Origin of the sequence: Stenotrophomonas sp. Sm2128 (assembly GCF_030985535.1) — a bacterium.
GTDB lineage: Bacteria > Pseudomonadota > Gammaproteobacteria > Xanthomonadales > Xanthomonadaceae > Stenotrophomonas > Stenotrophomonas maltophilia.
Window position 1 is genome coordinate 136,366 of the sequence record NZ_JAPTFQ010000001.1, and the last position, 23,283, is coordinate 159,648.

The following is a 23,283-nucleotide window of genomic DNA, read 5'->3' on the forward strand; positions in this document are numbered from 1 at the left end:
TGACCAGGCCGAGGCAGCAAGGACCAGGCTGACGATGCAAGCGTGCAGGCACATGCTGTTTTCTTCACGGTCCGCGAGGATGCGCCAAGGGTCCCCTGCAGGGCAGATGCCGGCATCTGCCGGCACCTCATTTTTTTCTCTATTGAGCCGCAGCCTCGCGAACCGGCTGTACGGTCGGGCGAACATCGTCCTTCCGCTCTGCCCTGGACAGCCAGGCCATCGTCGCGCCGCGTAGGGAAACACGGTCACGCAAGTCGCCCGAGCCCAGTGAAGGCACCAGGCTGGCCACCAGGTGCTGCAGGTGAACGTCACCTTCACGCCGGCCATCTGTCTGGAGCCGCTTTGCCAGAGCCAAGGCCTGGTCGCGCCGGCCGTGATGCTGGTCATCGGCAATCTGCAGCAGGTCCAGGCGTTGCCGCAACTCGCGCTCGCTGCCTGGAAGCAGCTCACGTGCTCGGTCGGCCCATCGGCGGCTGTCCGCCCATTGTCCACGAACGGCTTCAATCTCGGCACCGAGCACGGCCAGTAACGCCTGGTCCAGCGGTGTCAGATCACCTTGGGCGTCAGCGGCCTGCACCTCGCCCATCAGCCGCGCTGCTGTATCCAGATCACCCACTCGCAGCGCCAGGGCCGCCACCTGCATCCGCCTGATCGGCAGCGCCGGATCCCACCCCGTCTGCGGGCCCGGTTCGCGGAAGACCATCACTCTGGCTGCTTCGTAATGCTGCCGCGCCGAGGCGGAATCGTTCGACAGCAGTGCCACCCAGGCTTTGGCCAACGTGGCAATAAAGCGTGAATTCGGGTCATCCGTCTCACCGCATCCAGCACGTGCTTCTGGATCGCCACCGGAACCCAGCAGGGTCGTGATCCGCAGAAGCTGGCACGCGGCATTGGAACGGTCGGGGTTCCCGCCCTCTGCGACGGCGGGCGAAGCCTGCAGCGCCAAACGCCCAGCCTGTTCAGCGTCACGCAGGCGCCCTTGCATCTCGAAGACGCGCGAGACCAGGATGTTGCCGCGAATACCGGCAATCCCTTCCAGGCCCAGCGCCTGCATCTGCCTGGCTCTCGTCTCGGCTTGGGTCAACTGCAGCGAATGGAGATCCTCCAGGGCCAACTCGATCTCCAGCTGGCCTTGAAGGTTCAGGTTTCCGAGCGACTGCGCTGTCTGCAGGGCCTCACCCAGCCAGCGCAGGCGACTTTCAGCATCAGTGCTGAGATTGGCCAGGGTCACCTGGATATCTGCCGCCAGACCGAGATCGCCGCTGCGCATGGCGCGCTTCAGTGCAGTCGCAACCATCGTATTGTCATGGGCCGCCTGGCCCGCATGCACGATCGCCAGCACCTCGGCGTACTCTGCATATCGCGGTATACCCGCCTGTTGCAGCAACTGCGCGGCATGCTGGTAGGCCGATTCCCCCTTGGCTGGCTCCATCGTGGCGATTGCCCGTGCTCCCTGGAGCGCCGCTTCGGCTGCCTGTGCACGCATGCCCTCGCCCGCTGCCTCGGCGATGGCCTGTGCGGAAGCGGCGGCTTCGCGCGAACGCTCAAACTCGCCAAGCCCGTAATAGGCATCAGCAAAGGCGACGGCGCGCTGGTAACGCGCTGTCACGGAAGTATCCGCCACCACCGTCGGGGCTCCCAGCTGGGAGATGGCCTTGCGGAACTGTCCGGTCTCGATCAACAGCCGCACATACCGGCGCTGATAGGGCGCATGTGCCGGGTACGACTGAAGCAGGTCCTTCAGGGCTGTTTCCGCGTCGCGCGCCCGCCTGGGATCCATCTCCAGCTGGCGCGCTTCCAGCGAACGAGCCGCGTTGCCGGGCAACGGCGCCAGCAGCGTGCGCGCCAACTCCATGTGTCGCACCGCCTCCAGGTTCTCGCCCAGGTTGGACTGGGCGATGGCCAGCTGAAGGTGCATGAGGCCGAAACGTGGTGCACCGGCCAAGACCTCCTTTGCCGCCTGCTGCACACCGCGCCAGTCGCCCCGGTCGAAGGCGGCTGCAGCCACGGCATACTGCTGGGCGCTGGTGCTGTCCACTTCCAGTGCCGGCCAACGATCTGCCGGCCCAGGCACGAATAGAGTGACCAGCTCCCGTGACAACGCATCAATCGCCGCAGGCGCTTCGGCCAAGGCAACCTCCCTCTCCAGCATCTGGTCGCGGCCCTTCCGCTGAACGCGGGCACGCAATACAACATGCTTGCCATCGGCGCTGCGCACCGCACTGAGCAACACCACGTGAGGGGGGGGCAAGGCCTTGCCCTGCGCCAGATCCTCGCCATTCAGCAGCTGCACCTCGGGGAGCTGCTGCAGTTTCCAGCTGCTCCATTGGACCAGTAGTTCCGACGCCCAAGGTACATCAGCGCCGGCATTGGACTGCAATGGCATCAAGGCCACCGTCACCGGGGAATCCGTACGTGGCCAGAAGGTCCACAGTGCCAGGCCGGCAACAACCACAAGCAGCGCCGCCGCTGCCGTCACCCATAGATGCCTGCGGCGACGCGGCACAAGTGGTGCAACGCCGGGTTCTTCGGGGGTCGCTGGTGCTGAAGGGGCCTCGGCCGCTACCGGGCCAACATCGCCATCGGCGTTGGCCGGCGCCGCATCGGCATCGTGGTCGGCTTCCGGAACCGCTTCGGTAACGCTGTTGGCCTCCGCCGCGTGGACGGCGGCCTCTGGATCAGATGCTGCCTCGATCTGCGCAGGATCGCTGACCGGGGGCATCGAATCAAACCACTGCACGGGGCCCGGTGGCTGGAACACATAGCCGCGCTTGGCCACCGTGCGGATCCACTCCCGGCGAGATTCGCCCAGCGCCTTGCGCAGCAACCAGATGCTCTGTGACAGGTTGGCATCATCCACCACCAGCCCCGCCCAGAGCCGATCAAACAGCTCCTGCCGGGTGAACAACCGGTCCGGCTCGGAGATCAACAGCAACAACAGATCAAAGATCCGGTGCTGCAGCTCAACGCTGCCCTCGGCGGAAACGATGCGGCGAAAGCGGAGATCGATCAGCAGATCTCCAACCTGCAGCGCCTGCGTACCCATGGGCCATGGCGTGCTCATCTGGAGCCCCTGCCTGGTAGGGATATATGGCAGCACGATGGGATCAAGCGGGGCTCTCCTGGTGGATCGAGGGCTGGCGCAGCCTTACCCAAGGCCGCGCCAGTGGTGAGAATGTGACGCCGATTGAAGGTCTCATGCAACTGTCCCAGGCACCCCCCCCGGTCTGGCAAGCGAAGCCCTTCAGTTGCCATGCTCCTCAATCTGCCACCACCCCGTGCGCCCTGTCAGTACCCGTCGCGAGCGGGCTACAGAAACCTGTGCATCACAAAGACATCCACCAGGCCTAGGGTTCCATGCCGGAACGCCTTCGGTAACGTCCCGACCACGTCGAACCCCAGCTTCCGGTACAGCGCCACCGCCGGGCCGTTGGTACTGACCACGTAATTGAACTGCATGGCCAGGAATCCTTCCGCCCTCGCCCGCTCCAGGCTGTGTTCCACCAGCGCCCGGCCCACGCCTTGCCCTTGTGCCGGCGCATCCACCACATACGTGGCGCTGGCCACATGCGCCCCCAGATCAGGGAAGTTCGGGCCCATCTTGTACATGCCCACCACCCGGCCCTCCAGCACAGCTACATGAGGCGCCTGGGCCTGGAACCAATGCGCGCGAAACGTCTCGACGGCGAAAGAGCCGGCAAAGGGCAGCGCATCCTGAGTCGCAATGGCCGTCTTGAACATGCCCCACATCACGTCGAAATCGCCTGCGCGGGCGGGCCGGATCTCCATGCGTCTCCTGCAGATCTGTGGTCATGACCAGGCCGCACACTACCAGAATCGAGCTCCGGCCCCGTAGCTGCTTCACGCGCCACCGCCATCCGCTCCGTAATAGTTGCGGAAATTCCAACCTTTTGAGCAGTAGATGCCCCCTGTTTCCGCGCACATCCCGCACCGGCTTCGTCGATGGCGCGTTCCTGCCTACGTCCTGCTGGGCATCTACCTGCTGTATCTGCTGGCCGGCAACATCTTCCTCAACACGCCCCTGTTCGACCAGGTCACCAACCGCAAGCCGCACAAGTTCGTAATGACCACTGGGCCGGCCATTACGCTGTTGCCCGGCCACGTGATCGCCTGGAACGTGCACATGCGCGGCCACGTGAACCACACCGTCTACGTGTTGCATGCAGACCGCGCCAGCGCCCGATTGGCGGTGCTGCCCCTGTTCCAGCGCGAGGTGCGGGTGCCAAGGCTGCAGGCCACCGGAGTTTCCGCCGAGATCAGCCGCGTCGAAGAGGCCATCCCTTCACCGCCGCGCAGCGACCAGGGCTGGACCTTGCGTTTCGACGCCATCCACAGCGACAGCATCCGCAGCGCACGCTTCGGCAAGCTGCTGATCATCGGCAAGGGCCAGGGTACCGTGGGGTTCCTGAAGCAGCTGCGTGGCGGCCCATCCGAACTGTTCGATTCCGAGGTCTCGTTCAGCAAGGCAGACACCAGCTATGACGGCGTGCAGCTGTTGGGCGACATGGATCTCACCGCGCGCTTCAGCTATCCGCGCCATTATCGGGACCAGGCGCCCGGCCTGGCCAAGTTGAAGCTGCTGCATGCCCAGCTCGAGGTGGACGCCCGCAGCCAGGGCCTGCGCATGGACACCGATGCCACAACGCCGAAGATCTCCAGCGCGCCCGTGCCCGGGCGCCTGCAGTTGGCGCTCCACCTGATCGATAGCCAGCTGCAGCCCGGCGACCACGCGCTGTGGCAGGTGCCGCTCCATCTGGGCGATGGCGCCCCCGATCGCGGCATGCTGGCACTGCAGCTCAATGTAGCCAAGGACCTGCGCCTGCAGGCCCGCCTGCCGCCAAAGCCCGGTTCAGGCAGCGAGGTGGATGCCGATCTGCATATCAGTGGCCGGGACATTCCCTTCCAGCAGCCCGCACAGCTGCTGGAACGCAGCTCTGGCACAGTGCGCGGCGAATGGACGTTCACCTCGCTCAACTGGATCCCTGCCCTGTTCGTCCGCAAGCCGTGGCTGCAACTGGACGGCGGCGGCACGCTGAAAGCCGATCTGCGCCTGCGCAATGGCGAACTGATCGAAGGCAGCACCGTTGACATCCCGGCTGCCGAGGCCGTGGCCGAAGTCGCCGGCGTACGCCTGGCGGGCACGGCCAGCGCCCATGGCGAGTTGAAGGCCGGCAGCCCCGGCCATGCCCAGCTGGCCGTCCGGCTGCCGCGATTCACTGCGCGGCCAACCGATGCCAGGGACGTGCGCCTGTTCGACGGCCGGGATCTGGCCCTGAACCTGACCGGCGATGGCCGCCTGCAGGAACTGCGCAAAGGCGTCCGCGCGCAGCTGCGCTTCAGCGAAGCCACCATCCCTGATCTGACCGCCTACAACCGCTACCTCGGCTCACCGCAGGTGCGGCTGCTCCGTGGCACCGGCACCGTGAGCGGTGATGCGACCCTCGACACCGACGGGCGCGTCGGCCATGGCACGGCCCGGCTGTTGGGGCGCAACGCCAGTGCAAAGGTGGCAGGGTTGGACATGGGCGGCGATATCGACGTGAACGCAACGCTGCGCCGCGGTGACTTCAACCAGCGTCATTTCGATCTGTCCGGTACCACGGTCGAGCTGCGCAACGTGCAGGTGGCGGACACGCAGGGCTCGACGGCATGGAAAGGCCGCGTCGCCTTCAAGCGTGGCCGTATCGATGCGCAGTCTCCGTTCCAGGTTGATGCCACCACGGACCTGGACCTCAGCGATGCGCGACCGTTGCTGGCGCTGTTCGCAGAACGCACCGACTACCCGCGCTGGACCTTGTCGCTGCTGGATTCCGGACAGGTACAGGCACAGGCGACGCTGCGCTGGCGCCCTGGCCATCTGGTCATCGATGGCCTGCAGGCCGAGAACGATCGGCTGTCGGTACGCGCGCGGCTGGATCTGCTGGAACAGCGCAAACGCGGTGATCTCTATCTCCGGTGGGGGCTGCTGGGTGCGGGCATCGAGCTGGACGGCGATCAGCGCCAATGGCATCTGGCCAGGGCGCGCGAGTGGTTTGATCAACGGCCTTCCCTGCTGCCAGCAGGTCAGGGATCGTCTGCCGCCGGATCTTCAGACTGAAGGCCCGCGACCTGCATCCATTCGCGGCCTCTGCGCGTATACCGGATCATGCGCATCAGGGAGCTGTACGGTATGAAGCGGAGTTCGCAGGTTTTCGGGCTGCTGGGATGGGTGGCGATCACCTTCGTCGCGGCCGCCCTGGGCGCGTGGGCGTCGACATCCGCAGCCAGCTTCTACGCCACCCTCGATCTTCCCCCGTGGGCACCACCGGCCAGTGTCTTTGGTCCGGTGTGGACCCTGCTCTACGCCATGATGGCGATTGCCGCGTGGCTGGTGTGGCGCGAACGCGGCTGGCGCGGGGCACGACCCGCGCTGATGCTCTACCTGGTGCAGCTTGCCGTCAATGCGCTGTGGAGCTGGCTGTTCTTCGGCTGGAAGCTGGGCGCCCTGGCCTTCGTTGACATTCTTGTATTGATTGCGCTGGTTTGCGCAGCGATCGTCGCGTTTGCGCGCATCCGTCCGACTGCGGCGGCGCTGCTGCTTCCCTATCTGGCCTGGATCTCGTTCGCCTCGGCGCTCAACTTCCCGGTATGGCGAGCCAATCCCGGGCTGCTGTGATCTCCGCCGCTTACGCCTGGGCAACGGCCTGCGGGCGCCAGGTCCGCAGCAGGGCCGGCTTGAACGCCTGCTGCCCGCAGCCGGTAGGGCATCGCACCACCCGCGCCGCAGTATGGCTGACCAGGCCCTGCCCTTCTTCGGCCTTGAAGATCGTCTCGCAGGACAGGCAGCGGGCAACCAGCGAATACAGGTGCAGCAGCCGGCCACTGGCCGGGTCCTGCAGCGCGTCCACATCCAGCAGTTCAAACTGGCAGCTGTCAGCCAGCATGCGGTACGGGGACAGGGGCGCGGGCTGCAGGTTCACGGGGCGGTCGCTCAGGGAAGTGGATCCACTCTAGGCAATGATCTGTCGAGCTGATGTGCAGCGTAGATGTATTCTTCGCGAAAACCTCAAGTGCTCGACCTCGTCCCTACATGAAGAATTCAGCTTGGACAGAAGCACGCTTCATACGCATACACTGGTAGGCGAATGCACGATTTTGCTTCACCATTGATGGGTACCGGATGTACCACTGGGCCTTCCAGCCATCCACGAATGATGAGTCCCGCCCTTGATGCCTTCTGCTGAGTCCGCGCACGACACTGCCTTGTCCAGTTGCGCGCGCGAACCGATCCACACCCCCGGCGCGATCCAGCCCTATGGTGTGCTTCTGGTCGTTGAACCGCAGTCCCTGCAGGTGCGCGAGCGCGCCATAAGCCCGCCCGGGCTGCTGCAGCAGTTCGGCGAACCGTTGATGCGGCACGTCAGTGAGGTGTTCGGCGGCGTGCTGGCGCCGTTCCAGGGCTTGTTCCAGCAGGCCGTGATCGGCAGCAGTGCCCATGTCGGTGCCGTGCATCTGGATGGCCACGGCCGGCATCAGCTGCTGGTGCACCGTTCCGCCACCGATCTGCTGGTCGAGCTGGAAGCACCGGTTCCGGGCCAGCCCGGCTCGCTGGAAGAGCTGTATCCGGCCATCCGCGATCTGATGGCCGGCATCGAGTCGGCCAGCACCGTGGAAGACCTCTGCCAGCTGGCTGCCGCGCACATGCGCGGGCTCACCGGCTTCGACCGCACCCTGGTCTACCAGTTCGATGCTGGCTGGAACGGCATCGTGGTGGCCGAGGATGGCAACGGCCTGTTGCCGTCCTACCTGGACCTGCGCTTCCCCGAATCGGATATTCCAGCACAGGCGCGCGAACTCTACCGCCGCAACCGGGTACGCCTGATCGCGGACAACAGCTACACCCCGGCCCCGCTGATGCGGGCCGAGGATCAACGCGACGCGCCGCCCACCGACCTGAGCATGGCGGTGCTGCGCAGCGTCTCGCCGGTGCACCTGCACTACATGCGCAACATGGGTACCGGCGCGTCGATGTCGGTATCGCTGGTGCATGAAGGCCGCTTGTGGGGCCTGGTGTCCTGCCACACCGTGCAGCCACGCCGCCTGCCCTACCACGTGCGCACTGCCTGCGAGTTCATGGGCCAGATCCTGTCGCTGCAGATTGCGTTGAAGGAGCGTGCGCGTGCGATCGAAGAGCGCGTTGCCCGTCGTTCCATACTGGTCAAGCTACTGGGTCGCATGGCCGGCGACGAGGACTTCATGGCGGCCCTGCGCCAGGACGAGGCCAGCCTGCTGTCGCTGACCGGCGCGGCCGGCGCGGCGATCGTGCACAAGGGCGATTGCCTGCGTGTTGGCCAGTGCCCTTCCTCCAGCGACGTGCTGGCCCTGGCGAACTGGCTGGCCACGCAGCAGGCCGGCCAGGAAACCTACTGCACCGATCACCTGGCAGCCGACTGGTCGCCTGCCGCGCACCTGGCCGACGTCGCCAGCGGCCTGCTGGCGGTGTCCATTTCGCAGCTGCATGACAGTTACCTGATGTGGTTCCGCCCGGAAGTGGTGCGCACCGTGCGATGGGGTGGCGATCCCCGCAAGGAAGCAGCACCGGGCGTGGCGCTGTCCCCGCGCAACTCGTTCGAGGCCTGGAAGGAGACCGTGCAGCAGCGCAGCCTGCCGTGGAGCGACGCTGACTGCGACGCGGCACACGAGATGCGCACGGCCATCGTCGATATCGTGTTGCGCAAGGCCGAGGAAATGGCCGAACTGAACGAGCAGCTGCTCCGCAGCAACAAGGAACTGGAAGCCTTCTCCTATTCGGTCAGCCACGACCTGCGCGCTCCGTTCCGTCACATTGTCGGTTACTCCGAACTGCTGGGCAGCTCGGCGGGCGAGCGCCTGAACGATACCGAGCGCCGATTCCTGGACACGATCGTGGAATCGGCCAAGTCCGCCGGAACACTGGTGGATGACCTGCTCAGCTTCTCGCAGATGGGGCGCTCCACGCTGGGGCGTGTGCGGCTGGACATGACCGCGCTGGCCGAGGATGTGCGCCGGAGCCTGGCCCTGGACTACGCCGGCCGCGACGTGCAGTGGACGCTCGCACCGCTGCCGGAGGTCGAGGCCGATCCCACAATGCTGCGCCTGGTATGGCAGAACCTGCTGGCCAACGCGATCAAGTTCACCCGCGAGCGCGAACACGCGGTGATCGAGGTTGGTCACGAGCGAAACGACGACGAAGACCACTTCTTCGTGCGCGACAACGGCTGCGGCTTCGACATGCGCTACGTGGACAAGCTGTTCGGCGTGTTCCAGCGCCTGCACCACGTCGAAGAGTTCGAAGGCACCGGCATCGGCCTGGCCAATGTCCGCCGGATCATCGGCCGCCATGGCGGCCGTACCTGGGCCGAGGGCGAGCCCGGCAAGGGCGCCACGATCCATTTCACCCTACCCCGCTTCACAGGAGAACACCCATGAGGGACCTGCGGCCGATCCTCTTGGTAGAGGACAGCCCCAAGGATGCAGAGCTGACGATGGCCGCGCTTGCGCGCTGCCAGCTGTTGAACGATGTCATCCATGTACGCGACGGCGCCGAAGCGCTGGATTACCTGCGCTGCGAAGGCAAGTTCGCCGGCGCCATGCACGGCGGCCCGGTGGTGGTGCTGCTGGACCTGAAGCTGCCCAAGGTCAATGGCCTGGAGGTGCTGGAACAGGTGCGTGGCGACCCGCAGCTGAGCAGCACGCCGGTGGTGATGTTGACCTCCTCGCGTGAAGAACAGGATCTCGTGCGCAGTTACGAACTGGGCGTGAATGCCTTCGTGGTCAAGCCGGTCGACTTCAAGGAATTCTTCGACGCCATCCAGGGGCTGGGCATGTTCTGGGGCATCACCAACCAGCCACCACCGCATCGGCCCAATGGCTCGGGGCAGCACAACAATGCGTGATGGATCGCGCCGCAACGAGCGCCTGCGCATCCTCATGCTGGAGGACAGCGCGCTTGATGCGGAGCTGATCACCGCACAGCTGCAGCGTGCCGGCCTCGATTTCGAGGCCGAGCGCCTGTGGACCCGCAACGCGTTCATCGAGGCCATCGACAGCCGTGCGTTCGACGTGATCCTCGCCGACCATGTGCTGCCCGGATTCGATGGCGATGCGGCCCTCGCACTGGCACGCGAGCGGATTCCGCAGACCCCTTTCATCTTCGTCTCCGGCACGCTGACCGAAGAGCTGGCGGTGCAGGCGCTGACCCGTGGCGCGCGCGATTATGTAGTCAAGCAGCGGCTGCAGCGCCTGCCGGATGCGATCCGTCGCGCCCGCCAGGAAGCCCATGAGCGCAACCAGCTGCTTCATGCGCAGGCTGCGCTGAATGAGAGCCAGGCGCAGCTGCAGCAGGTGACGGATGCCGTACCCGCGCTGATCGCCCAGCTCGACAACGCGCATCGCTACCGGTTCGCCAACAAGGCGTTCCTGGACTGGCATGGATTCAGCCTGGCCGAGTTGCTGGGCCGGACAGCGCGCGAGGTCAGCGGCATTTCCGCCTTCGAACACGCCCTGCCGAGCCTGGAACGGGTGCTGCAGGGCGAACGCACCAGCTTCCAGGTCGAACTGGTGCACCGCAGCGGCCAATCACGATTCGTGCAGATGGACTGCGTGCCTGAGCATGCGGCCGACGGCAGCGTGGCCGGCTACATCTGCCTGGGTAGCGACGTCTCGCAGCTGAAACAGGCCGAGCTGGCCCTGCGCGAGGACAATCAGCTGCTCGAGCAGCAGGTGCAGGCGCGCACGGCCGAGTTGCGCGCCAGCAAACGGCGCCTGCAGGCGATCTTCGAATCCAGCTTCCAGCATCAGATGCTGCTGGATCTGTCCGGGCGCGTGGTGGATGCCAATGACGCGTCACTGGCCGCAGTGCTGGCGGAAAAGAAGGACGTGGTTGGCCAACGCTTCGGTGAATCGCTCTGGTTCGCCACAACCGATGGCATCGGCGCGCTGATCGATCGGGCCGTCGCTGCAACCGTGCAGGGCCGGAGTTCGCTGCATTCATTGGAGCTGGAACTCCCGACCGGGCCGCGCAGCTTCGATTTTTCTTTCCGCCCGCTGCTGGATGCCGAAGGCGTGGTCACCGCCGTGGTCTCCGAGGCCGTGGAAACGACGGCGCGCCTCCAGGCCGAACATGCACTGCGCCAATCACAGAAGATCGAGGCGGTCGGCCAGCTCACCGGCGGCATCGCGCATGATTTCAACAACATCCTGACGGTCATCTCCGGCAACGTCGAGCACGCCATGCTGCTGAACGAGCGCGCGGGCGAAGCCGGCGCGATGGTCAGCCGGGCGCTGGACAACGCGCTGAAGGGTGTCGGACGTGCCGCCAGCCTGACCCAGCGCCTGCTGGCGTTTGCCCGACGCCAGCCGCTGCACAGCCAGGCCGCCAACCTCCACGAGCGCCTGCTGGACATGCACGACATGCTGCAGCGTGCACTGGGTGAGCTGGTGCAGCTGGAGATCCGCAGCGCCGAGGACATCTGGTGCGTGGAGATCGACATCAGCCAGCTGGAGGCCTCCGTACTGAACCTGGCGGTGAATGCCCGCGATGCGATGCCGCACGGCGGGCGGTTGGTGATCGAGGTCGACAACAGCCACCTCGACCACGACTACGCCGCCCTGTTCCCGGATGCAACACCAGGCCAGTACGTGATGTTGCGGGTGCGCGACAACGGCCATGGCATGGACGCGGCCACCCTGGCCCGGGTGTTCGAACCGTTCTTCACCACCAAGCAGGTCGGCCGCGGCACCGGGCTGGGACTGTCGATGGTGCATGGGTTCGTCAAGCAGTCCGGCGGCCACGTGCTGATCGATTCGGTGGAAGGCGGCGGCACGAGCATTACCATGATGTTTCCGCGCTCGCCGCTGACCCTGCCCCGCGAAACACGCACCCCGCAGACCGGCCTGGCCGGCTACTCGCCGCGCGAGGAAACCATTCTGGTGACCGAGGACAACGACGATGTCCGCGCCTACACGGTGGATTCGCTGCGGCTGCTCGGCTACCGCGTGCTGGAAGCCCACGATGGCCCCTCCGCGCTACGGTTGCTGGAGCGCCCCGACACCAGGGTGGACCTGCTGTTCTCGGACGTGGTGATGCCCGGCATGTTGGGCTGGGAGCTGGTCCGTCAAGTCCGCGAACGCTGGCCGGAAGTCGCCGTCCTGTTCACGTCGGGCTATCCACGTGACCACGATCAGGCGGGCAGCCAGGGACGCGCGGTTGCCCTGCTGCCGAAGCCGTTTACGCGAAGTGACTTGGCGCTGGCGGTACGCACTGCGCTGGAGGCCGCGCCGCACTGAGCTCAGGAGGCCGGATCGCCTAGGCCAGCGGCGATCCGGTTGATGTCCGCGCACTCCACCGTGGCCGGCGGATGCTCCCTGCCGGCCAGTGCAATCATCGCCTGACCGAGAGCCAGATTGCTGGTCATCAGCGATGGCGCAATCGCGCTGGCCAGCTTCATCAACGGCGCACCGCCCCAGTACAGGGGCTTCAACAGGGCATGACGGGTGCCGGTGCCCGGGACCGGCCTGACACCGCCCGGGCGCAGCATCACGGTGCGCACCGGCAGGCCGTGCAATGCGACCTCAGTCTCGCCCTTGATCCTCAACGGCATCAGCCGGCTCCGAGGGTCCGCGCCGGCACCGGATACATACAGAAAGCACCCTTCGGGATTCGCAGCCGCCCAGGCACGGGCCACCGCCAGGGTGGTGTCCAGGGTCACGCGTCGGTACTCGGCCTCTGCCGTGCCAACAGGTGGCGCCCCGGCACAGTAGAAGCAGGCATCGAACCCGGCCAGTTCATCCGACCGGTCCTGCATGCGCAGGAAGTCCGGAACGATCAGTTCGCTGCCGGCGCCGCTCAGACTTCCCGGGTGGCGGACCAGCGCTGTCAGGCGGGACACCTGTGGTGAGCGTTGGCAGGCCAGCGCCACACCCTGCCCGACCAGGCCTGCGGCACCGGTCAACAGAATCCGTAATGCGCCCGTCCCGGCCATCCTCGTCCCCGCTAGAGTTTCACGAAACGCTGGATCTTCCGCGCCAGCCAGCCACTGAACACCAGCGGCGCATCCAGCGCTGACACGCAGATGCAGGGGACACCGGGCGCGGTCACCGGTTGATGCTCCACGTCTTCGTCCAGATCTGCCATGTCGCCCGGCGCGAACAACCCCAGCGCATCATTGTACGAACCCCGCAGGATCTGGGTCAGTTCGCTGCGGCCATGGCTGTGCATGGGCAGGCATTTGCCCGGGGCGATCTTCAGCATGATCAGCGAAGGCATCTGCTCTGCACGGATGCAGTGCACGCCCGGCGCCATCCAGCGCCAACGCAGGTCGCTGAGCGAGGCGCCGAAGTACGGATGCAGCGATGCAGGCAGATGGTCCGGATTGGCCTCAGGGCGCTCCTTCGGCACGGGGCGTGCGACCCCAGCCATGGGCACCGGCGCCTCCGTGGCCAGCTGCATCAGCATTGCCTCGCGCAGTTGTTCGCGTCGCGTCTCCGCTGCAGGTGGCTGGGTCTGCTCCAGCAGCACCGAGCCGATCGCTTCGGCGTCGCGCAGGCGCTGACGGCAATGCGGGCACTGCTCCAGATGGGCACCGGCGACGATGCTCAACGGCGCCGGCAGCGCGCCGGCGGCATAGCTCATCAGGGTCGATTCGTGCAGATGGTGGTGCGGGTTCACAGCGCACCTCCCACTTTGGCCTGAAGCTGCAGAAAGGCGCGGCGCAGGTGCGATTTGACCGTTCCCAGCGGCATGCCCAGCGCCTCTGCGATCTCGCTGTGGCTCTTGGCCTCGAAATAGGACATCCGCACCAGCCGCGCCTGTACTGCGGGCAGTTCGTTGATGCGCTGGCGCAGACGCGCCTGGTCGGCGAACTGCTCGGCACTGCTGCGCTCGATCACATCCAGTGTGGCAGCGTCCTCCACCGCTGCCTGCACCTGCATCCAGCTGCGCTCGCGACGGATGCGATCGATATGCAGGTTTCGCGCAATCCGGTACAGCCACGTACTGAGGGCGCCTTGGGCTGCGTAGTAGTCGGCGGCCCGCAGCCACAGGCGCAGCAGGCATTCCTGGGCCAGTTCCTCGGCGACGCCGTCGGGTGCACCCAGGCCGCGCAGGTACACGCACAGCCGCGGCATGAAGTAGTCATAGATCCGCATGAAACAGTCGCGGTCGCGCAGGCGCGCCACGCCGTCCATGTCACCGGCCCAGTTCGTCGGCTCGCTGCTCGGCTGCTGGGAACTGGACACGGTGCGTGCGCTATCGAAGTTGAGGAGTGTGCTGGCGGCGTCAGGGTACATCCGGGTTCGCGGCGGGCGGGTGAAGGTCTGTCCTCTGTACGCGCAGGGGCAGCAATTGGATGCAGCCGGCACGACGCATCCAACCGGCCGCCCCCGCCGTATGACCTGGACCCTCCTCTTCCGGATGAAGACCCATGCGCACTGCCTGGCTGCTGCTGTGCCTGCCCCAAGCCGTGCTGGCGGCACCCTGGTTGCGAAGCGAGGGCGTGGCCACCTCCGCGCAGGGCGACCTCCTCTACCGTGAAGTGCACTGGCGACGCGAGGCAACGGAGGGCGCCGAGCGCTGGGTGCTGTACCAGTGCCCGGATGGCCAACCCTTCGCCCGCAAGCATCTGCCCGCCAGCGCCCGCCCACAGGCACGGGGATATTCGCTGGAGGACCGCCGCAGCGGCCAGACCGCCGAGGTCGACGCCGCTGGCGACTCGGTGTCGATTGCATGGAAGGAGGATGCCGCCAGTGAGCTGCGCAGGCGCCGGCTTGAACAGCCGGCGGACGCGGTGATCGATGCGGGGTTTGATGCCGCAGTACGCCTGCACTGGCCGGCGCTGCTGCGCGGCGAGCGCATCACACTGCCGTTCCTGGTGCCTGCACGCAAGCGCTACTTCCCGGTGCAGGTGCGGCGCATCGGCCCGGTACGCTGGCAGGGCATCGACGCCCAGGCCATCGAGGTCAGCCTGGACACCTGGTACGGCGGCATCGCGCCGCGCCTGGCCCTGGTCTACGCCACGGCCGACCGTCGCCTGCTGGAGTTCCGCGGCACCAGCAACCTGCGCGATGCGCGCGGCACTTATCCGCAGGTGACGGTACGCTTCCGGTCGCCAGCTGCCGAGCGACCGGCAGGTGACTGGCAACAGGCGTGGGCGCAGCCCCTGGCCGAGCGTTGCGCCGTGACGCCCAGGTGAAGCGAAATTCAGTTCGAAGTGGCGCATCCATTGCGCACCCTGCTGCGTAAAGGAAGACACGACACCCGCCGAGATCCGCCATGGCCTCTGTAGCGCCCCTCCCCCGTCGACGCTGGCGCCTGCTGCGTACGTTGCATCGGTGGGTGGATACCAGCAACGCCACAGAGACCACCGGCGAACAGCCAGGACGCATCGACTGGGTGCGCGCGGTACCCTTTGCACTGATGCACCTGGCCTGCATCGCGGTGATCTGGGTGGGCGTGTCATGGACGGCGGTCGTCGTGGCCACGGCGCTCTACGCCGTGCGCATGTTCGCCATCACGGCGTTCTATCACCGCTACTTCTCGCACCGCACCTTCCAGGCATCGCGTCCGGTGCAGTTCGTGTTCGCGGTCATCGGCGCGTCCAGCGTGCAGCGCGGTCCGCTGTGGTGGGCCGCCCATCATCGCCACCACCATCGGCATGCCGACCAGCCGCAGGACCCGCATTCGCCGCGCGAAGGCGGTTTCTGGCGCAGCCACATGGGCTGGTTCCTCACCCGCGAGGCATTCGCCACCGATCTGTCGCGGGTACCTGACCTGGCGCGCTTCCCCGAACTGCGCTGGCTCGACCGTTTCGATACCGCCATTCCCGTACTGCTGGCCATCGGACTGTATGCATTGGGTGCAGCACTGGAACGCTGGGCACCCGGCCTGCACACCGCGGGCCCGCAGTTGCTGGTGTGGGGCTTCTTCATCTCCACCATCGTGCTGTTCCACGCCACCGTCACCATCAATTCGCTGGCCCACCGTTTCGGCCGCCGCCGCTTCGAGACCCGCGACGACAGCCGCAACAACCTGTGGCTGGCGCTGCTCACCTTCGGTGAGGGCTGGCACAACAACCATCACTTTTTCCCCGGCACCGTGCGCCAGGGCTTCCGCTGGTGGGAGGTGGACCTGACCTGGTACGGACTGCGCGCGATGGCGGCGCTGGGCCTGGTCAAAGGGCTCAAGCCCATCCCCGAGTGGGTTCTGGCCAAGGCGAGGTACTGAGATGCGCATCGCGGTCATCGGCTCGGGTATCGCGGGGCTGGCCAGTGCCTGGTGGCTGGATGGCCAGCACGACGTCACGCTGTTCGAGGCCAACGATTACCTCGGCGGCCACACCCATACCCACGACGTGCAGGTGGCGGGCCGAGGCATGGCGGTGGATACCGGTTTCATCGTCTTCAACCCCCAGCACTATCCCTTGCTGTCGGCGCTGTTCGACGAGTTGGGCGTGGCCTCGCAACCGACCACGATGAGTTTCTCCATGCACAGCGAGCGCAGCGGCGTGGAGTACAACGCCACCTCGCTGGATGGGCTGTTCTGCCAGCGCCGCAACCTGGTATCGCCGCGCTTCTGGGGCATGCTGGCCGACCTGCGCCGGTTCTATCGCGACGCGCCGTTGCTGCTGGCCGAAGAAGACGGGCCCACGCTCGGTGATTACCTGCGCAGCCAGCGCTATGGCGAGGCGTTCATCGACGAGCACCTGCTGCCGATGGCCTCGGCGCTGTGGTCCTCGCCGACGGCCACCGTGCAGGCGTTCCCGGCGCGCTACTTGGCCCAGTTCATGGCCAACCACCAGATGCTGCAGATGACCGGGCGGCCAAGCTGGCGGGTGGTCAGCGGGGGATCGACGCGCTACGTGGATGCGCTGCGTCGCCGCTGGCGCGTGCATGAGCGGCTCCAATGTCCGGTCAGCAGGGTCGAGCGCATGCCCTGGGGTGCACGCGTGCACAGCAGCGCCGGCGTGGAGGCCTTCGACGAAGTGATCCTGGCCTGCCACAGCGACCAGGCACTGGCGTTGCTTGCCGACGCAGATGCCATCGAGCGTGAGGTCCTCGGCGCCATCCGCTATCAGTCCAACGAGGCGGTGCTGCATACCGATGCATCGTTGCTGCCGCGCAACCGCAAGGCGTGGGCGGCCTGGAACGCGCACGTACCACAGGATCGCGCGGCGCCCTGCACGGTCAGCTACTGCATGAACCTGCTGCAGGGCCTGCCGGGCGACATCCCCCTGGTAGTGACCCTCAACCGCAGCGAGGCAATCGATCCGGCCAAGGTGCTGCGGACCCTGCATTACGCGCACCCGGTACACGACCACGCTGCAGTGCGCGCACAGCAGCGCTGGGCGGAACTGCAGGGCCGCCGCCACACATGGTTTGCAGGCGCCTATTGGGGCTGGGGATTCCACGAGGATGGCATCCGTAGTGCCCGCCACGTGGTCGATGCCCTGCAGGCCTGCGCTCCGCATCGGAACGTATCGACCTCGGATGAGGTGGCGGCATGAGTGCCAGCGCGCTCTACATCGGGCAGGTGATGCATCGCCGACATCATCCGCATCCGCATGCATTCCGTTACCGCATCGCGCAGCTGCTGCTCGACCTGGATGAACTCGACACGGTGTTCGCCGGGCGCTGGTTGTGGTCGGTCAATCGCCGCAACCTGGCCGAGTTCCGCCGCAGCGACTACTTCGGTGATCCCGCGCGGCCGCTGGCCGATGCGGTACGCGACCACGCTGCAGGCACGCTTGGCTACCGGCCAGCCGGTCCGGTGCGCCTGCTCACCCATCTCCGCTTCGCCGGGCATGTCTTCAACCCGGTCAGCTTCTACTACTGCTACCAGGCCGACGGCAGCACGCTGGACTGCATCGTGGCCGAGATCACCAATACCCCCTGGAAGGAACGGCACGCCTATGTGCTGCCGGTTGCCACGGCGCTCCACGAAGGGGCGTCATTGCGTTGGCAGTTCGACAAGCGCTTCCATGTCTCGCCGTTCATGCCGATGGATTGCCGCTACGACTGGCGCTTCAACCGACCGGACCAGGACCTGCGCGTGCACATGCAGGTCTGGCGCGACGGGGTGCGCCAGTTTGATGCCACCCAGGCCATGCAGCGACATGCCTTGAACGGCCGTGGGCTGGCCCGGGTGCTGGCCTGCTATCCGCTGATGACCACCCAAGTGGTGGCCGCCATCCACTGGCATGCACTTCGGCTGTGGATGAAACGCAACCCCGTGTACGACCACCCTGCTCTTGCCGAGAAACCACGATGAACTCGATGACCCCTCTGGTCGCCCTGCCGCGCCCCGGCGCCCTGGATGCGCTCCTGCGCCGCCGCCTGCTGGCCCAGCTTGCCCCCATGCGCGACGGTCGCCTGTGCGTACGTGACGCATTGGGCGAGGTCTGGCTGGGCGATGCCCGTGGCGAACTGCATGTCACCGTCACCATCGATGACCCGGGGTTCTATCGCAAGGTTGCAGCGCAAGGCAGTGTGGGCGCAGGTGAAAGCTACATCCAGGGCGAATGGCACTGTGATGATCTGGTGGCACTGATCCGGCTGCTGGTACGCAATCGCGACCTGCTGGACGGCATGGAGCGTGGCCCGGCCCGCGTGGGTGGCTGGCTGCTGCGGGGCTGGAACCGCCTGCGCCGCAACAGCCGTGAGGGCAGCCGCCGCAACATCGCCGCGCACTATGACCTGGGCAACGATTTCTTTGCCCTGTTCCTGTCGCCGGACCTGATGTACTCGTCGGCGTTGTTCGCCAGTGAGTCCGAACCGCTGGAATCGGCCTCGCGGCGCAAGCTGGACCGCATCTGCCAGCAGCTGCAGCTCAAACCCGGCGACCGCGTGGTGGAAATCGGCACCGGCTGGGGTGGTTTCGCGGTCCATGCCGCCCGGCACTACGGCTGCCATGTCACGACCACCACCATCTCTGCAGAACAGCATGCGCTGGCCGCCCGGCGCGTACGGGAGGCGGGCCTGCAGGACCAGGTCACGCTGCTGATGCAGGACTACCGCGACCTGCAGGGCCAGTTCGACAAGCTGGTGTCGATCGAGATGATCGAAGCGATTGGCGCCGAATACCTGGACACCTACATGGCCACGCTGCAGCGCCTGCTCAAGCCTGATGGCGTTGCCCTGCTGCAGGCCATCACCATCGAGGACCACCGCTACGAACAGGCCCGGCACAGCGTCGATTACATCAAGCGCTATGTATTCCCGGGCAGCTTCATCCCATCGATCAACGCGATCATGGCCGCCAAAACGCGCTCCAGCGACCTGCAGCTGATCGCCCAGCAGGATTTCGGCCACTCCTACGCATTGACCCTTCGCGCCTGGCGCCAACGTTTCCTGGCCCAGCTGCCGGCAGTGCAGGCGCAGGGTTTTGACGCGCGCTTCTGCCGACTGTGGGAATTCTACCTGGCCTATTGCGAGGGTGGCTTCCTGGAACGTTCGATCGGCGTCTCGCATCTGCTGCTGGCCCGTCCGGACCACCGGCACATTTTCGCTGCGACCGACAGCCACTGACATGCATCGCTTCTGGGCCAACCTGCTCGGCAACCAGCTGGTCTGGCTGTGTGCCGTGGCCGGCGCGGGCCGCGGCTGGCAGTGGCCCGCGCTACTGGCCGCGTCGCTCTACATCGGCAGCCAGCTGTTGACCTCACCGCGCCCCCGGCTGGATCTGCGGCTGTTGATGTTGGCACTGGCCTGCGCATGGCTGGTCGACGCCAGTGCCGCCGCCAGCGACACGGTGCGCTACGCGGCGGCCCCACTGGGTTGGGCGCCACCGCCGTGGATCATGGCGTTGTGGGCGGCCTTCGCGATGACGCTGACCACGTCGATGCGCTTCCTGCAGCACCACCCGGCCCTGCCGGCCCTGTTCGGCCTGCTGCTGGCACCGCTGGCCTATCTGTCTGCCGCACGCGGTTTCGACGCAGTGCGGTTCGCAGATCCCGTATGGCCAGGACTGCTGGTACTGGGCGCGGGCTGGAGCATTGCGCTTTCCCTGCTGTGCCGGACCGCCCGTCGCGGCATGCACATCCCGCAGCCGCCCTTCGCAGGAGCGTCGTCATGATCAATCTGATGTGGGTCCTGCTGTACGCCGTACTGGTGATGAGCTGGGGCTGGGCCTGGCAGCGCCGCCACCACAACATCGGCGTGGTTGATGTGCTCTGGGCAAAGGGCGTGGGCGCCTCGGCGCTGTTGCTGGCGCTGCTGGGCGACGGTGCGGTGATGCCGCGGATCGCGCTGGGCGTGCTCGGCGGCCTGTGGGGCAGTCGACTCGCCCTGCATCTGTGGCACCGGGTCCGTCACGAAGAAGAGGACGGACGCTACCGCTACCTGCGCCAATACTGGCACGGCCACCAGGGCAAGATCTTCGGCTTCTTCATGGCGCAGGCGTTGCTGATCGTCCTGTTCGCCCTGCCCTTCGTGGCGGTGGCTGCCAATCCTCGGGCCGACCTGACCCTGTGGGTGGTGGCCGCAGCGCTGGTCTGGCTGCTGAGCGTCGGCGGCGAAAGCCTGGCCGACCGCCAGCTGGCGCGTTTCCGCGCCGACCCGGCGAACAGGGGCCGCACCTGCCGCGTCGGACTCTGGCGCTATTCCCGCCACCCCAACTACTTCTTCGAGTGGCTGCACTGGTTCACCTATGTCCTGCTCGCGGTCGGCTCGCCACTGTGGTGGCTGGCCTGGGCCGGCCCGCTGCTGATGTACGTGTTCCTGCGCTATCTGAGCGGCATTCCATTCACCGAGAAACAGGCGCTGCGCAGCCGCGGCGACGACTATCGCGCCTACCAGCGCAGTACACCGATGTTCTTTCCCTGGTTTCCCCGTCCTTCCAAGGAGCATTCCGCATGAGCGCGATCCCGTCACTGAACCCAGCCGAAGATGCGGAAACCGGGCTGATCGCCTGGGCCGAACGCGGACTGGTCCCCGATGCGGCGCTGCGTGCGGGCATCCGCCGCTTGTGCGCGCAGCGCCTGCATGAGGAAAGCGAGGGTGGCATCGAGGGCCAATCGGCACGCTTCAGCCGGCGCATCGCCGAGCTGGCCGACAGCCCGCTCGCGTTGCATACCGACACAGCCAACCGCCAACACTATGAAGTGCCGGCAGCCTTCTTCCAGGCCTGCCTGGGCAAGCGACTGAAGTACAGCAGCTGCTACTACCCCACCGGGCGCGAAACGCTGGACCAGGCGGAGGACGCCATGCTGGAACTGTACGGCCAGCGCGCCGGACTGGCCGATGGCCAGCAGATTCTTGAGCTGGGCTGCGGCTGGGGCTCATTGACCCTGTGGATGGCCGAACGCTACCCGCAGGCGCATATCACTGCCGTCTCCAACTCGCACAGCCAACGCCAGCACATCATGGCGCAGTGCCAGGCGCGCGGCCTGGACAACGTCGAGGTGCTGACCTGTGACGTCAACCAACTTGATCTGCCGACAGCCCGGTTCGACCGCTGTGTCTCGGTGGAGATGTTCGAGCACGTACGCAACTACGAGCGCCTGCTGGCAGGCATCGCACGGTGGCTGAAACCGGATGGCGCGTTGTTCGTGCACATCTTCGCCCATCGCACACTGATGTACCCGTTCGAGACGGACGGCGGCGACAACTGGATGGGCCGCCACTTCTTCACCGGCGGCCTGATGCCGGCCGCCGACACGCTGCTGCATTTCCAGCGCGACCTGCGCCTGGATCAACGCTGGTTGCTGGACGGCACCCACTACCAGCGCACGGCCGACCACTGGCTGGCCAACCAGGATGCCGCCCGCGAGCAGGTGATGCCGGTGCTGATCGCCACCTACGGCCAGGCTGCAGCGAAGGTCTGGTGGCAGCGCTGGCGGATGTTCTGGATGGCATGTGCCGAACTGTTCGGCTACGACGACGGCCAGCAGTGGCTGGTCGCCCACTATCTGTTCCGACCCCGCTGAGGTGCCCCATGCGCATGTTCTCGCTGCTTCCGCTGATCGCAGTCGGCCTGTTCGGCTCAGGCTGCTCCTCCAGCGACACCCGGCCGTTTCCGCGTGCGCCGTCGGTGGATGTGCCACGCTTCATGGGCGACTGGTACGTGATCGCCCATATTCCGTCCTGGCCCGAACGCGATGCCTACGATGCGGTGGAAAGTTATGCCTTGAAGCCCGACGGGCGCATCCAGACCACCTTCACCTATCGCAAGGGCAGCTTCGATGCGCCGCAGAAGTCGATGCACCCCATTGGCCGTGTCGAGAAGGAAGGCAATGGCGCGATCTGGGGCATGCAGTTCATCTGGCCGATCCAGGCCGAGTACGTGATCGCCTGGCGGGATGACGACTACCGCCAGACCATCGTGGCGCGCAGCAAGCGCGACTATGTCTGGTACATGGCGCGTACGCCGCAGGTGTCCGACGGCGACTACCAGAAGGCCGTGCAGCGCATCGCCGAGATGGGCTACGACATCCGCCGACTGCGGCGTGTGCCGCAATCCGTCCGGTAGCATTCGATCCCATCAATTGACAGCTCCGAATCGATGGATGCAGCGAATCACTTCTTAGGAATATTCGCAAAAATCAAGCAATTTCGATGTTCGCCGCGACAGCAGCGCCAGAATGGTCATCACGCCCCATGGGCGCCGATCACCTCCCTGCGCATGAATGGACTTCCTGCCCCGCGCCCGCTGCGACTGGCACTACTGGACGACCACGAAGTCGTCCGTCGCGGCACTGCCCTGCACCTCTCCCGCGACGCCCGCTTCCGTATCGTCGCCAGCCACGCCCGCAGCGACGAACTCATCGACAGCCTCCAGCAGATGCGGGTGGATGTCGCGATCATCGATCTGACCCTGGCCCGCGACGATCGCAGCGCGTCCGAGCTGACCCCGCTGCTGCGCGAGCACTTTCCTCGCGTCACCCTGCTCGCTTTTGCGACCCTTTCACCCTCGATCCACATCAACCAGCTCATCGCCACGGGTGTCAGCGGCGTGGTCAGCAAGGCCGAACCACTGCCGATGCTCGCGGACGCGATCGTGCGGGTATCGCAGGGCCTTCCGCGACTGCAACCCGACTGCACGCTGCCGGGAGACTGCGAAGAGCTCAGCCGCAACGAGCGCGAAGTACTGGAGCTCCTGCTGGCGGGCCTGACCGTTTCGGAAATCGCGCTCCGCCGCCATCGCAGCATCAAGACCGTCAGCACACAGAAGGTTGCGGCCCTGCGCAAGCTCAGGCTGCGCAACGATGCCGAGATCTACGCCATGCGGCAGCAGCTGGAATCACCGTGAAG

21 protein-coding genes are annotated in these 23,283 nt (G+C 66.2%); 15 read left to right on the forward strand and 6 right to left on the reverse strand.

Annotation, left to right across the window (positions count from 1 at the left end):
- Positions 1–139 precede the first annotated feature (139 nt).
- Complete coding sequence (locus tag O0K41_RS00585; RefSeq protein WP_164221277.1) at positions 140–3,064, reverse strand: winged helix-turn-helix domain-containing protein; 2,925 nt, start codon at positions 3,062–3,064, stop codon at positions 140–142.
- 245 nt (positions 3,065–3,309) lie between these two features.
- Positions 3,310–3,789 carry a GNAT family N-acetyltransferase gene (locus O0K41_RS00590; RefSeq protein WP_049450222.1) on the reverse strand — a complete coding sequence of 160 codons (480 nt, stop codon included), beginning with the start codon at positions 3,787–3,789 and terminating at the stop codon, positions 3,310–3,312.
- 133 nt (positions 3,790–3,922) lie between these two features.
- On the opposite strand from O0K41_RS00590, the gene O0K41_RS00595 reads away from it, so the two are divergent.
- Both O0K41_RS00595 and O0K41_RS00600 read left to right on the forward strand, forming a co-directional pair.
- Positions 3,923–6,118, forward strand: coding sequence for a hypothetical protein (locus tag O0K41_RS00595; RefSeq protein ID WP_164221279.1), 2,196 nt, complete (start codon positions 3,923–3,925; stop codon positions 6,116–6,118).
- Positions 6,119–6,190: 72 nt separating this feature from the next.
- Positions 6,191–6,676 (forward strand): TspO/MBR family protein, encoded by a 486-nt coding sequence (locus O0K41_RS00600; RefSeq protein WP_099605745.1) that lies wholly within the window; start codon positions 6,191–6,193, stop codon positions 6,674–6,676.
- Positions 6,677–6,686: 10 nt separating this feature from the next.
- Here O0K41_RS00600 and O0K41_RS00605 read toward each other — a convergent pair whose 3' ends face one another.
- Positions 6,687–6,980 (reverse strand): hypothetical protein, encoded by a 294-nt coding sequence (locus O0K41_RS00605; protein ID WP_033835164.1) that lies wholly within the window; start codon positions 6,978–6,980, stop codon positions 6,687–6,689.
- 250 nt (positions 6,981–7,230) lie between these two features.
- Here O0K41_RS00605 and O0K41_RS00610 point away from each other — a divergent pair, with 250 nt between their 5' ends.
- From O0K41_RS00610 to O0K41_RS00620, 3 genes are read left to right on the forward strand one after another with little or no spacing between them, the layout of a single operon-like run.
- Positions 7,231–9,468 carry an ATP-binding protein gene (locus O0K41_RS00610; protein ID WP_197592015.1) on the forward strand — a complete coding sequence of 746 codons (2,238 nt, stop codon included), beginning with the start codon at positions 7,231–7,233 and terminating at the stop codon, positions 9,466–9,468.
- Positions 9,465–9,935, forward strand: a complete 471-nt coding sequence (locus tag O0K41_RS00615) for a response regulator (protein WP_005409633.1) — start codon at positions 9,465–9,467, stop codon at positions 9,933–9,935. Before O0K41_RS00610 ends, O0K41_RS00615 begins: the two co-directional genes overlap by 4 nt.
- A complete protein-coding gene (locus O0K41_RS00620) occupies positions 9,928–12,327 on the forward strand; it encodes a response regulator (protein ID WP_308304415.1) in 2,400 nt (799 codons plus the stop codon). Before O0K41_RS00615 ends, O0K41_RS00620 begins: the two co-directional genes overlap by 8 nt.
- A gap of 2 nt (positions 12,328–12,329) precedes the next feature.
- Here the strand turns inward: O0K41_RS00620 and O0K41_RS00625 are convergent, their stop codons facing one another.
- The 3 genes from O0K41_RS00625 to O0K41_RS00635 are packed head-to-tail and all read right to left on the reverse strand — an operon-like array spanning position 12,330 to position 14,328.
- Positions 12,330–13,022, reverse strand: a complete 693-nt coding sequence (locus O0K41_RS00625) for an oxidoreductase (protein WP_164221285.1) — start codon at positions 13,020–13,022, stop codon at positions 12,330–12,332.
- Positions 13,023–13,033: 11 nt separating this feature from the next.
- A complete protein-coding gene (locus tag O0K41_RS00630; RefSeq protein WP_164221287.1) occupies positions 13,034–13,708 on the reverse strand; it encodes a ChrR family anti-sigma-E factor in 675 nt (224 codons plus the stop codon).
- On the reverse strand, positions 13,705–14,328 hold the full coding sequence (locus tag O0K41_RS00635; protein ID WP_308304416.1) for a sigma-70 family RNA polymerase sigma factor: 624 nt from the start codon (positions 14,326–14,328) through the stop codon (positions 13,705–13,707). Before O0K41_RS00635 ends, O0K41_RS00630 begins: the two co-directional genes overlap by 4 nt.
- Before the next feature lie 134 nt (positions 14,329–14,462).
- Here O0K41_RS00635 and O0K41_RS00640 point away from each other — a divergent pair, with 134 nt between their 5' ends.
- The 10 genes from O0K41_RS00640 (at position 14,463) to O0K41_RS00685 (ending at position 23,281) form a co-directional block, all read left to right on the forward strand.
- Positions 14,463–15,230 carry a hypothetical protein gene (locus tag O0K41_RS00640; protein WP_164221288.1) on the forward strand — a complete coding sequence of 256 codons (768 nt, stop codon included), beginning with the start codon at positions 14,463–14,465 and terminating at the stop codon, positions 15,228–15,230.
- Positions 15,231–15,310: 80 nt separating this feature from the next.
- Positions 15,311–16,261 (forward strand): acyl-CoA desaturase, encoded by a 951-nt coding sequence (locus tag O0K41_RS00645; RefSeq protein WP_164221291.1) that lies wholly within the window; start codon positions 15,311–15,313, stop codon positions 16,259–16,261.
- Between the two features lies 1 nt (position 16,262).
- A complete protein-coding gene (locus O0K41_RS00650; RefSeq protein WP_164221293.1) occupies positions 16,263–17,540 on the forward strand; it encodes an FAD-dependent oxidoreductase in 1,278 nt (425 codons plus the stop codon).
- Entirely contained in the window at positions 17,537–18,304 is a 768-nt protein-coding gene (locus O0K41_RS00655; protein ID WP_099473153.1) for a DUF1365 domain-containing protein, read from the forward strand. The genes O0K41_RS00650 and O0K41_RS00655 overlap by 4 nt, the downstream gene beginning before the upstream one ends.
- Complete coding sequence (locus O0K41_RS00660) at positions 18,301–19,560, forward strand: cyclopropane-fatty-acyl-phospholipid synthase family protein (protein ID WP_164221295.1); 1,260 nt, start codon at positions 18,301–18,303, stop codon at positions 19,558–19,560. The genes O0K41_RS00655 and O0K41_RS00660 overlap by 4 nt, the downstream gene beginning before the upstream one ends.
- 1 nt (position 19,561) lies before the next feature.
- Positions 19,562–20,107, forward strand: a complete 546-nt coding sequence (locus O0K41_RS00665) for a DUF2878 domain-containing protein (RefSeq protein WP_005409623.1) — start codon at positions 19,562–19,564, stop codon at positions 20,105–20,107.
- Positions 20,104–20,889, forward strand: a complete 786-nt coding sequence (locus tag O0K41_RS00670; protein WP_088436968.1) for a DUF1295 domain-containing protein — start codon at positions 20,104–20,106, stop codon at positions 20,887–20,889. Before O0K41_RS00665 ends, O0K41_RS00670 begins: the two co-directional genes overlap by 4 nt.
- A complete protein-coding gene (locus O0K41_RS00675; protein WP_049450238.1) occupies positions 20,886–21,959 on the forward strand; it encodes a cyclopropane-fatty-acyl-phospholipid synthase family protein in 1,074 nt (357 codons plus the stop codon). Before O0K41_RS00670 ends, O0K41_RS00675 begins: the two co-directional genes overlap by 4 nt.
- An 8-nt stretch (positions 21,960–21,967) precedes the next feature.
- A complete protein-coding gene (locus O0K41_RS00680) occupies positions 21,968–22,501 on the forward strand; it encodes a lipocalin family protein (RefSeq protein WP_049450240.1) in 534 nt (177 codons plus the stop codon).
- Between the two features lie 33 nt (positions 22,502–22,534).
- Positions 22,535–23,281 (forward strand): response regulator transcription factor, encoded by a 747-nt coding sequence (locus tag O0K41_RS00685; protein WP_239522863.1) that lies wholly within the window; start codon positions 22,535–22,537, stop codon positions 23,279–23,281.
- Positions 23,282–23,283: the final 2 nt, after the last annotated feature.

Excerpts from the sequence above, each read along its gene's own strand:
- O0K41_RS00610 (WP_197592015.1), top strand. The coding sequence starts at position 7,231 with ATGCCTTCTGCTGAGTCCGCGCACGACACTGCCTTGTCCAGTTGCGCG.
- O0K41_RS00675 (WP_049450238.1), top strand. The coding sequence starts at position 20,886 with ATGAGCGCGATCCCGTCACTGAACCCAGCCGAAGATGCGGAAACCGGG.
- O0K41_RS00615 (WP_005409633.1), top strand. The coding sequence starts at position 9,465 with ATGAGGGACCTGCGGCCGATCCTCTTGGTAGAGGACAGCCCCAAGGAT.
- O0K41_RS00645 (WP_164221291.1), top strand. The coding sequence starts at position 15,311 with ATGGCCTCTGTAGCGCCCCTCCCCCGTCGACGCTGGCGCCTGCTGCGT.
- O0K41_RS00685 (WP_239522863.1), top strand. The coding sequence starts at position 22,535 with ATGGATGCAGCGAATCACTTCTTAGGAATATTCGCAAAAATCAAGCAA.
- O0K41_RS00620 (WP_308304415.1), top strand. The coding sequence starts at position 9,928 with ATGCGTGATGGATCGCGCCGCAACGAGCGCCTGCGCATCCTCATGCTG.
- O0K41_RS00650 (WP_164221293.1), top strand. The coding sequence starts at position 16,263 with ATGCGCATCGCGGTCATCGGCTCGGGTATCGCGGGGCTGGCCAGTGCC.
- O0K41_RS00635 (WP_308304416.1), bottom strand. The coding sequence starts at position 14,328 with ATGTACCCTGACGCCGCCAGCACACTCCTCAACTTCGATAGCGCACGC.
- O0K41_RS00595 (WP_164221279.1), top strand. The coding sequence starts at position 3,923 with ATGCCCCCTGTTTCCGCGCACATCCCGCACCGGCTTCGTCGATGGCGC.
- O0K41_RS00590 (WP_049450222.1), bottom strand. The coding sequence starts at position 3,789 with ATGGAGATCCGGCCCGCCCGCGCAGGCGATTTCGACGTGATGTGGGGC.
- O0K41_RS00680 (WP_049450240.1), top strand. The coding sequence starts at position 21,968 with ATGCGCATGTTCTCGCTGCTTCCGCTGATCGCAGTCGGCCTGTTCGGC.
- O0K41_RS00625 (WP_164221285.1), bottom strand. The coding sequence starts at position 13,022 with ATGGCCGGGACGGGCGCATTACGGATTCTGTTGACCGGTGCCGCAGGC.
- O0K41_RS00640 (WP_164221288.1), top strand. The coding sequence starts at position 14,463 with ATGCGCACTGCCTGGCTGCTGCTGTGCCTGCCCCAAGCCGTGCTGGCG.
- O0K41_RS00665 (WP_005409623.1), top strand. The coding sequence starts at position 19,562 with ATGCATCGCTTCTGGGCCAACCTGCTCGGCAACCAGCTGGTCTGGCTG.
- O0K41_RS00660 (WP_164221295.1), top strand. The coding sequence starts at position 18,301 with ATGAACTCGATGACCCCTCTGGTCGCCCTGCCGCGCCCCGGCGCCCTG.
- O0K41_RS00670 (WP_088436968.1), top strand. The coding sequence starts at position 20,104 with ATGATCAATCTGATGTGGGTCCTGCTGTACGCCGTACTGGTGATGAGC.
- O0K41_RS00655 (WP_099473153.1), top strand. The coding sequence starts at position 17,537 with ATGAGTGCCAGCGCGCTCTACATCGGGCAGGTGATGCATCGCCGACAT.
- O0K41_RS00585 (WP_164221277.1), bottom strand. The coding sequence starts at position 3,064 with ATGAGCACGCCATGGCCCATGGGTACGCAGGCGCTGCAGGTTGGAGAT.
- O0K41_RS00600 (WP_099605745.1), top strand. The coding sequence starts at position 6,191 with ATGAAGCGGAGTTCGCAGGTTTTCGGGCTGCTGGGATGGGTGGCGATC.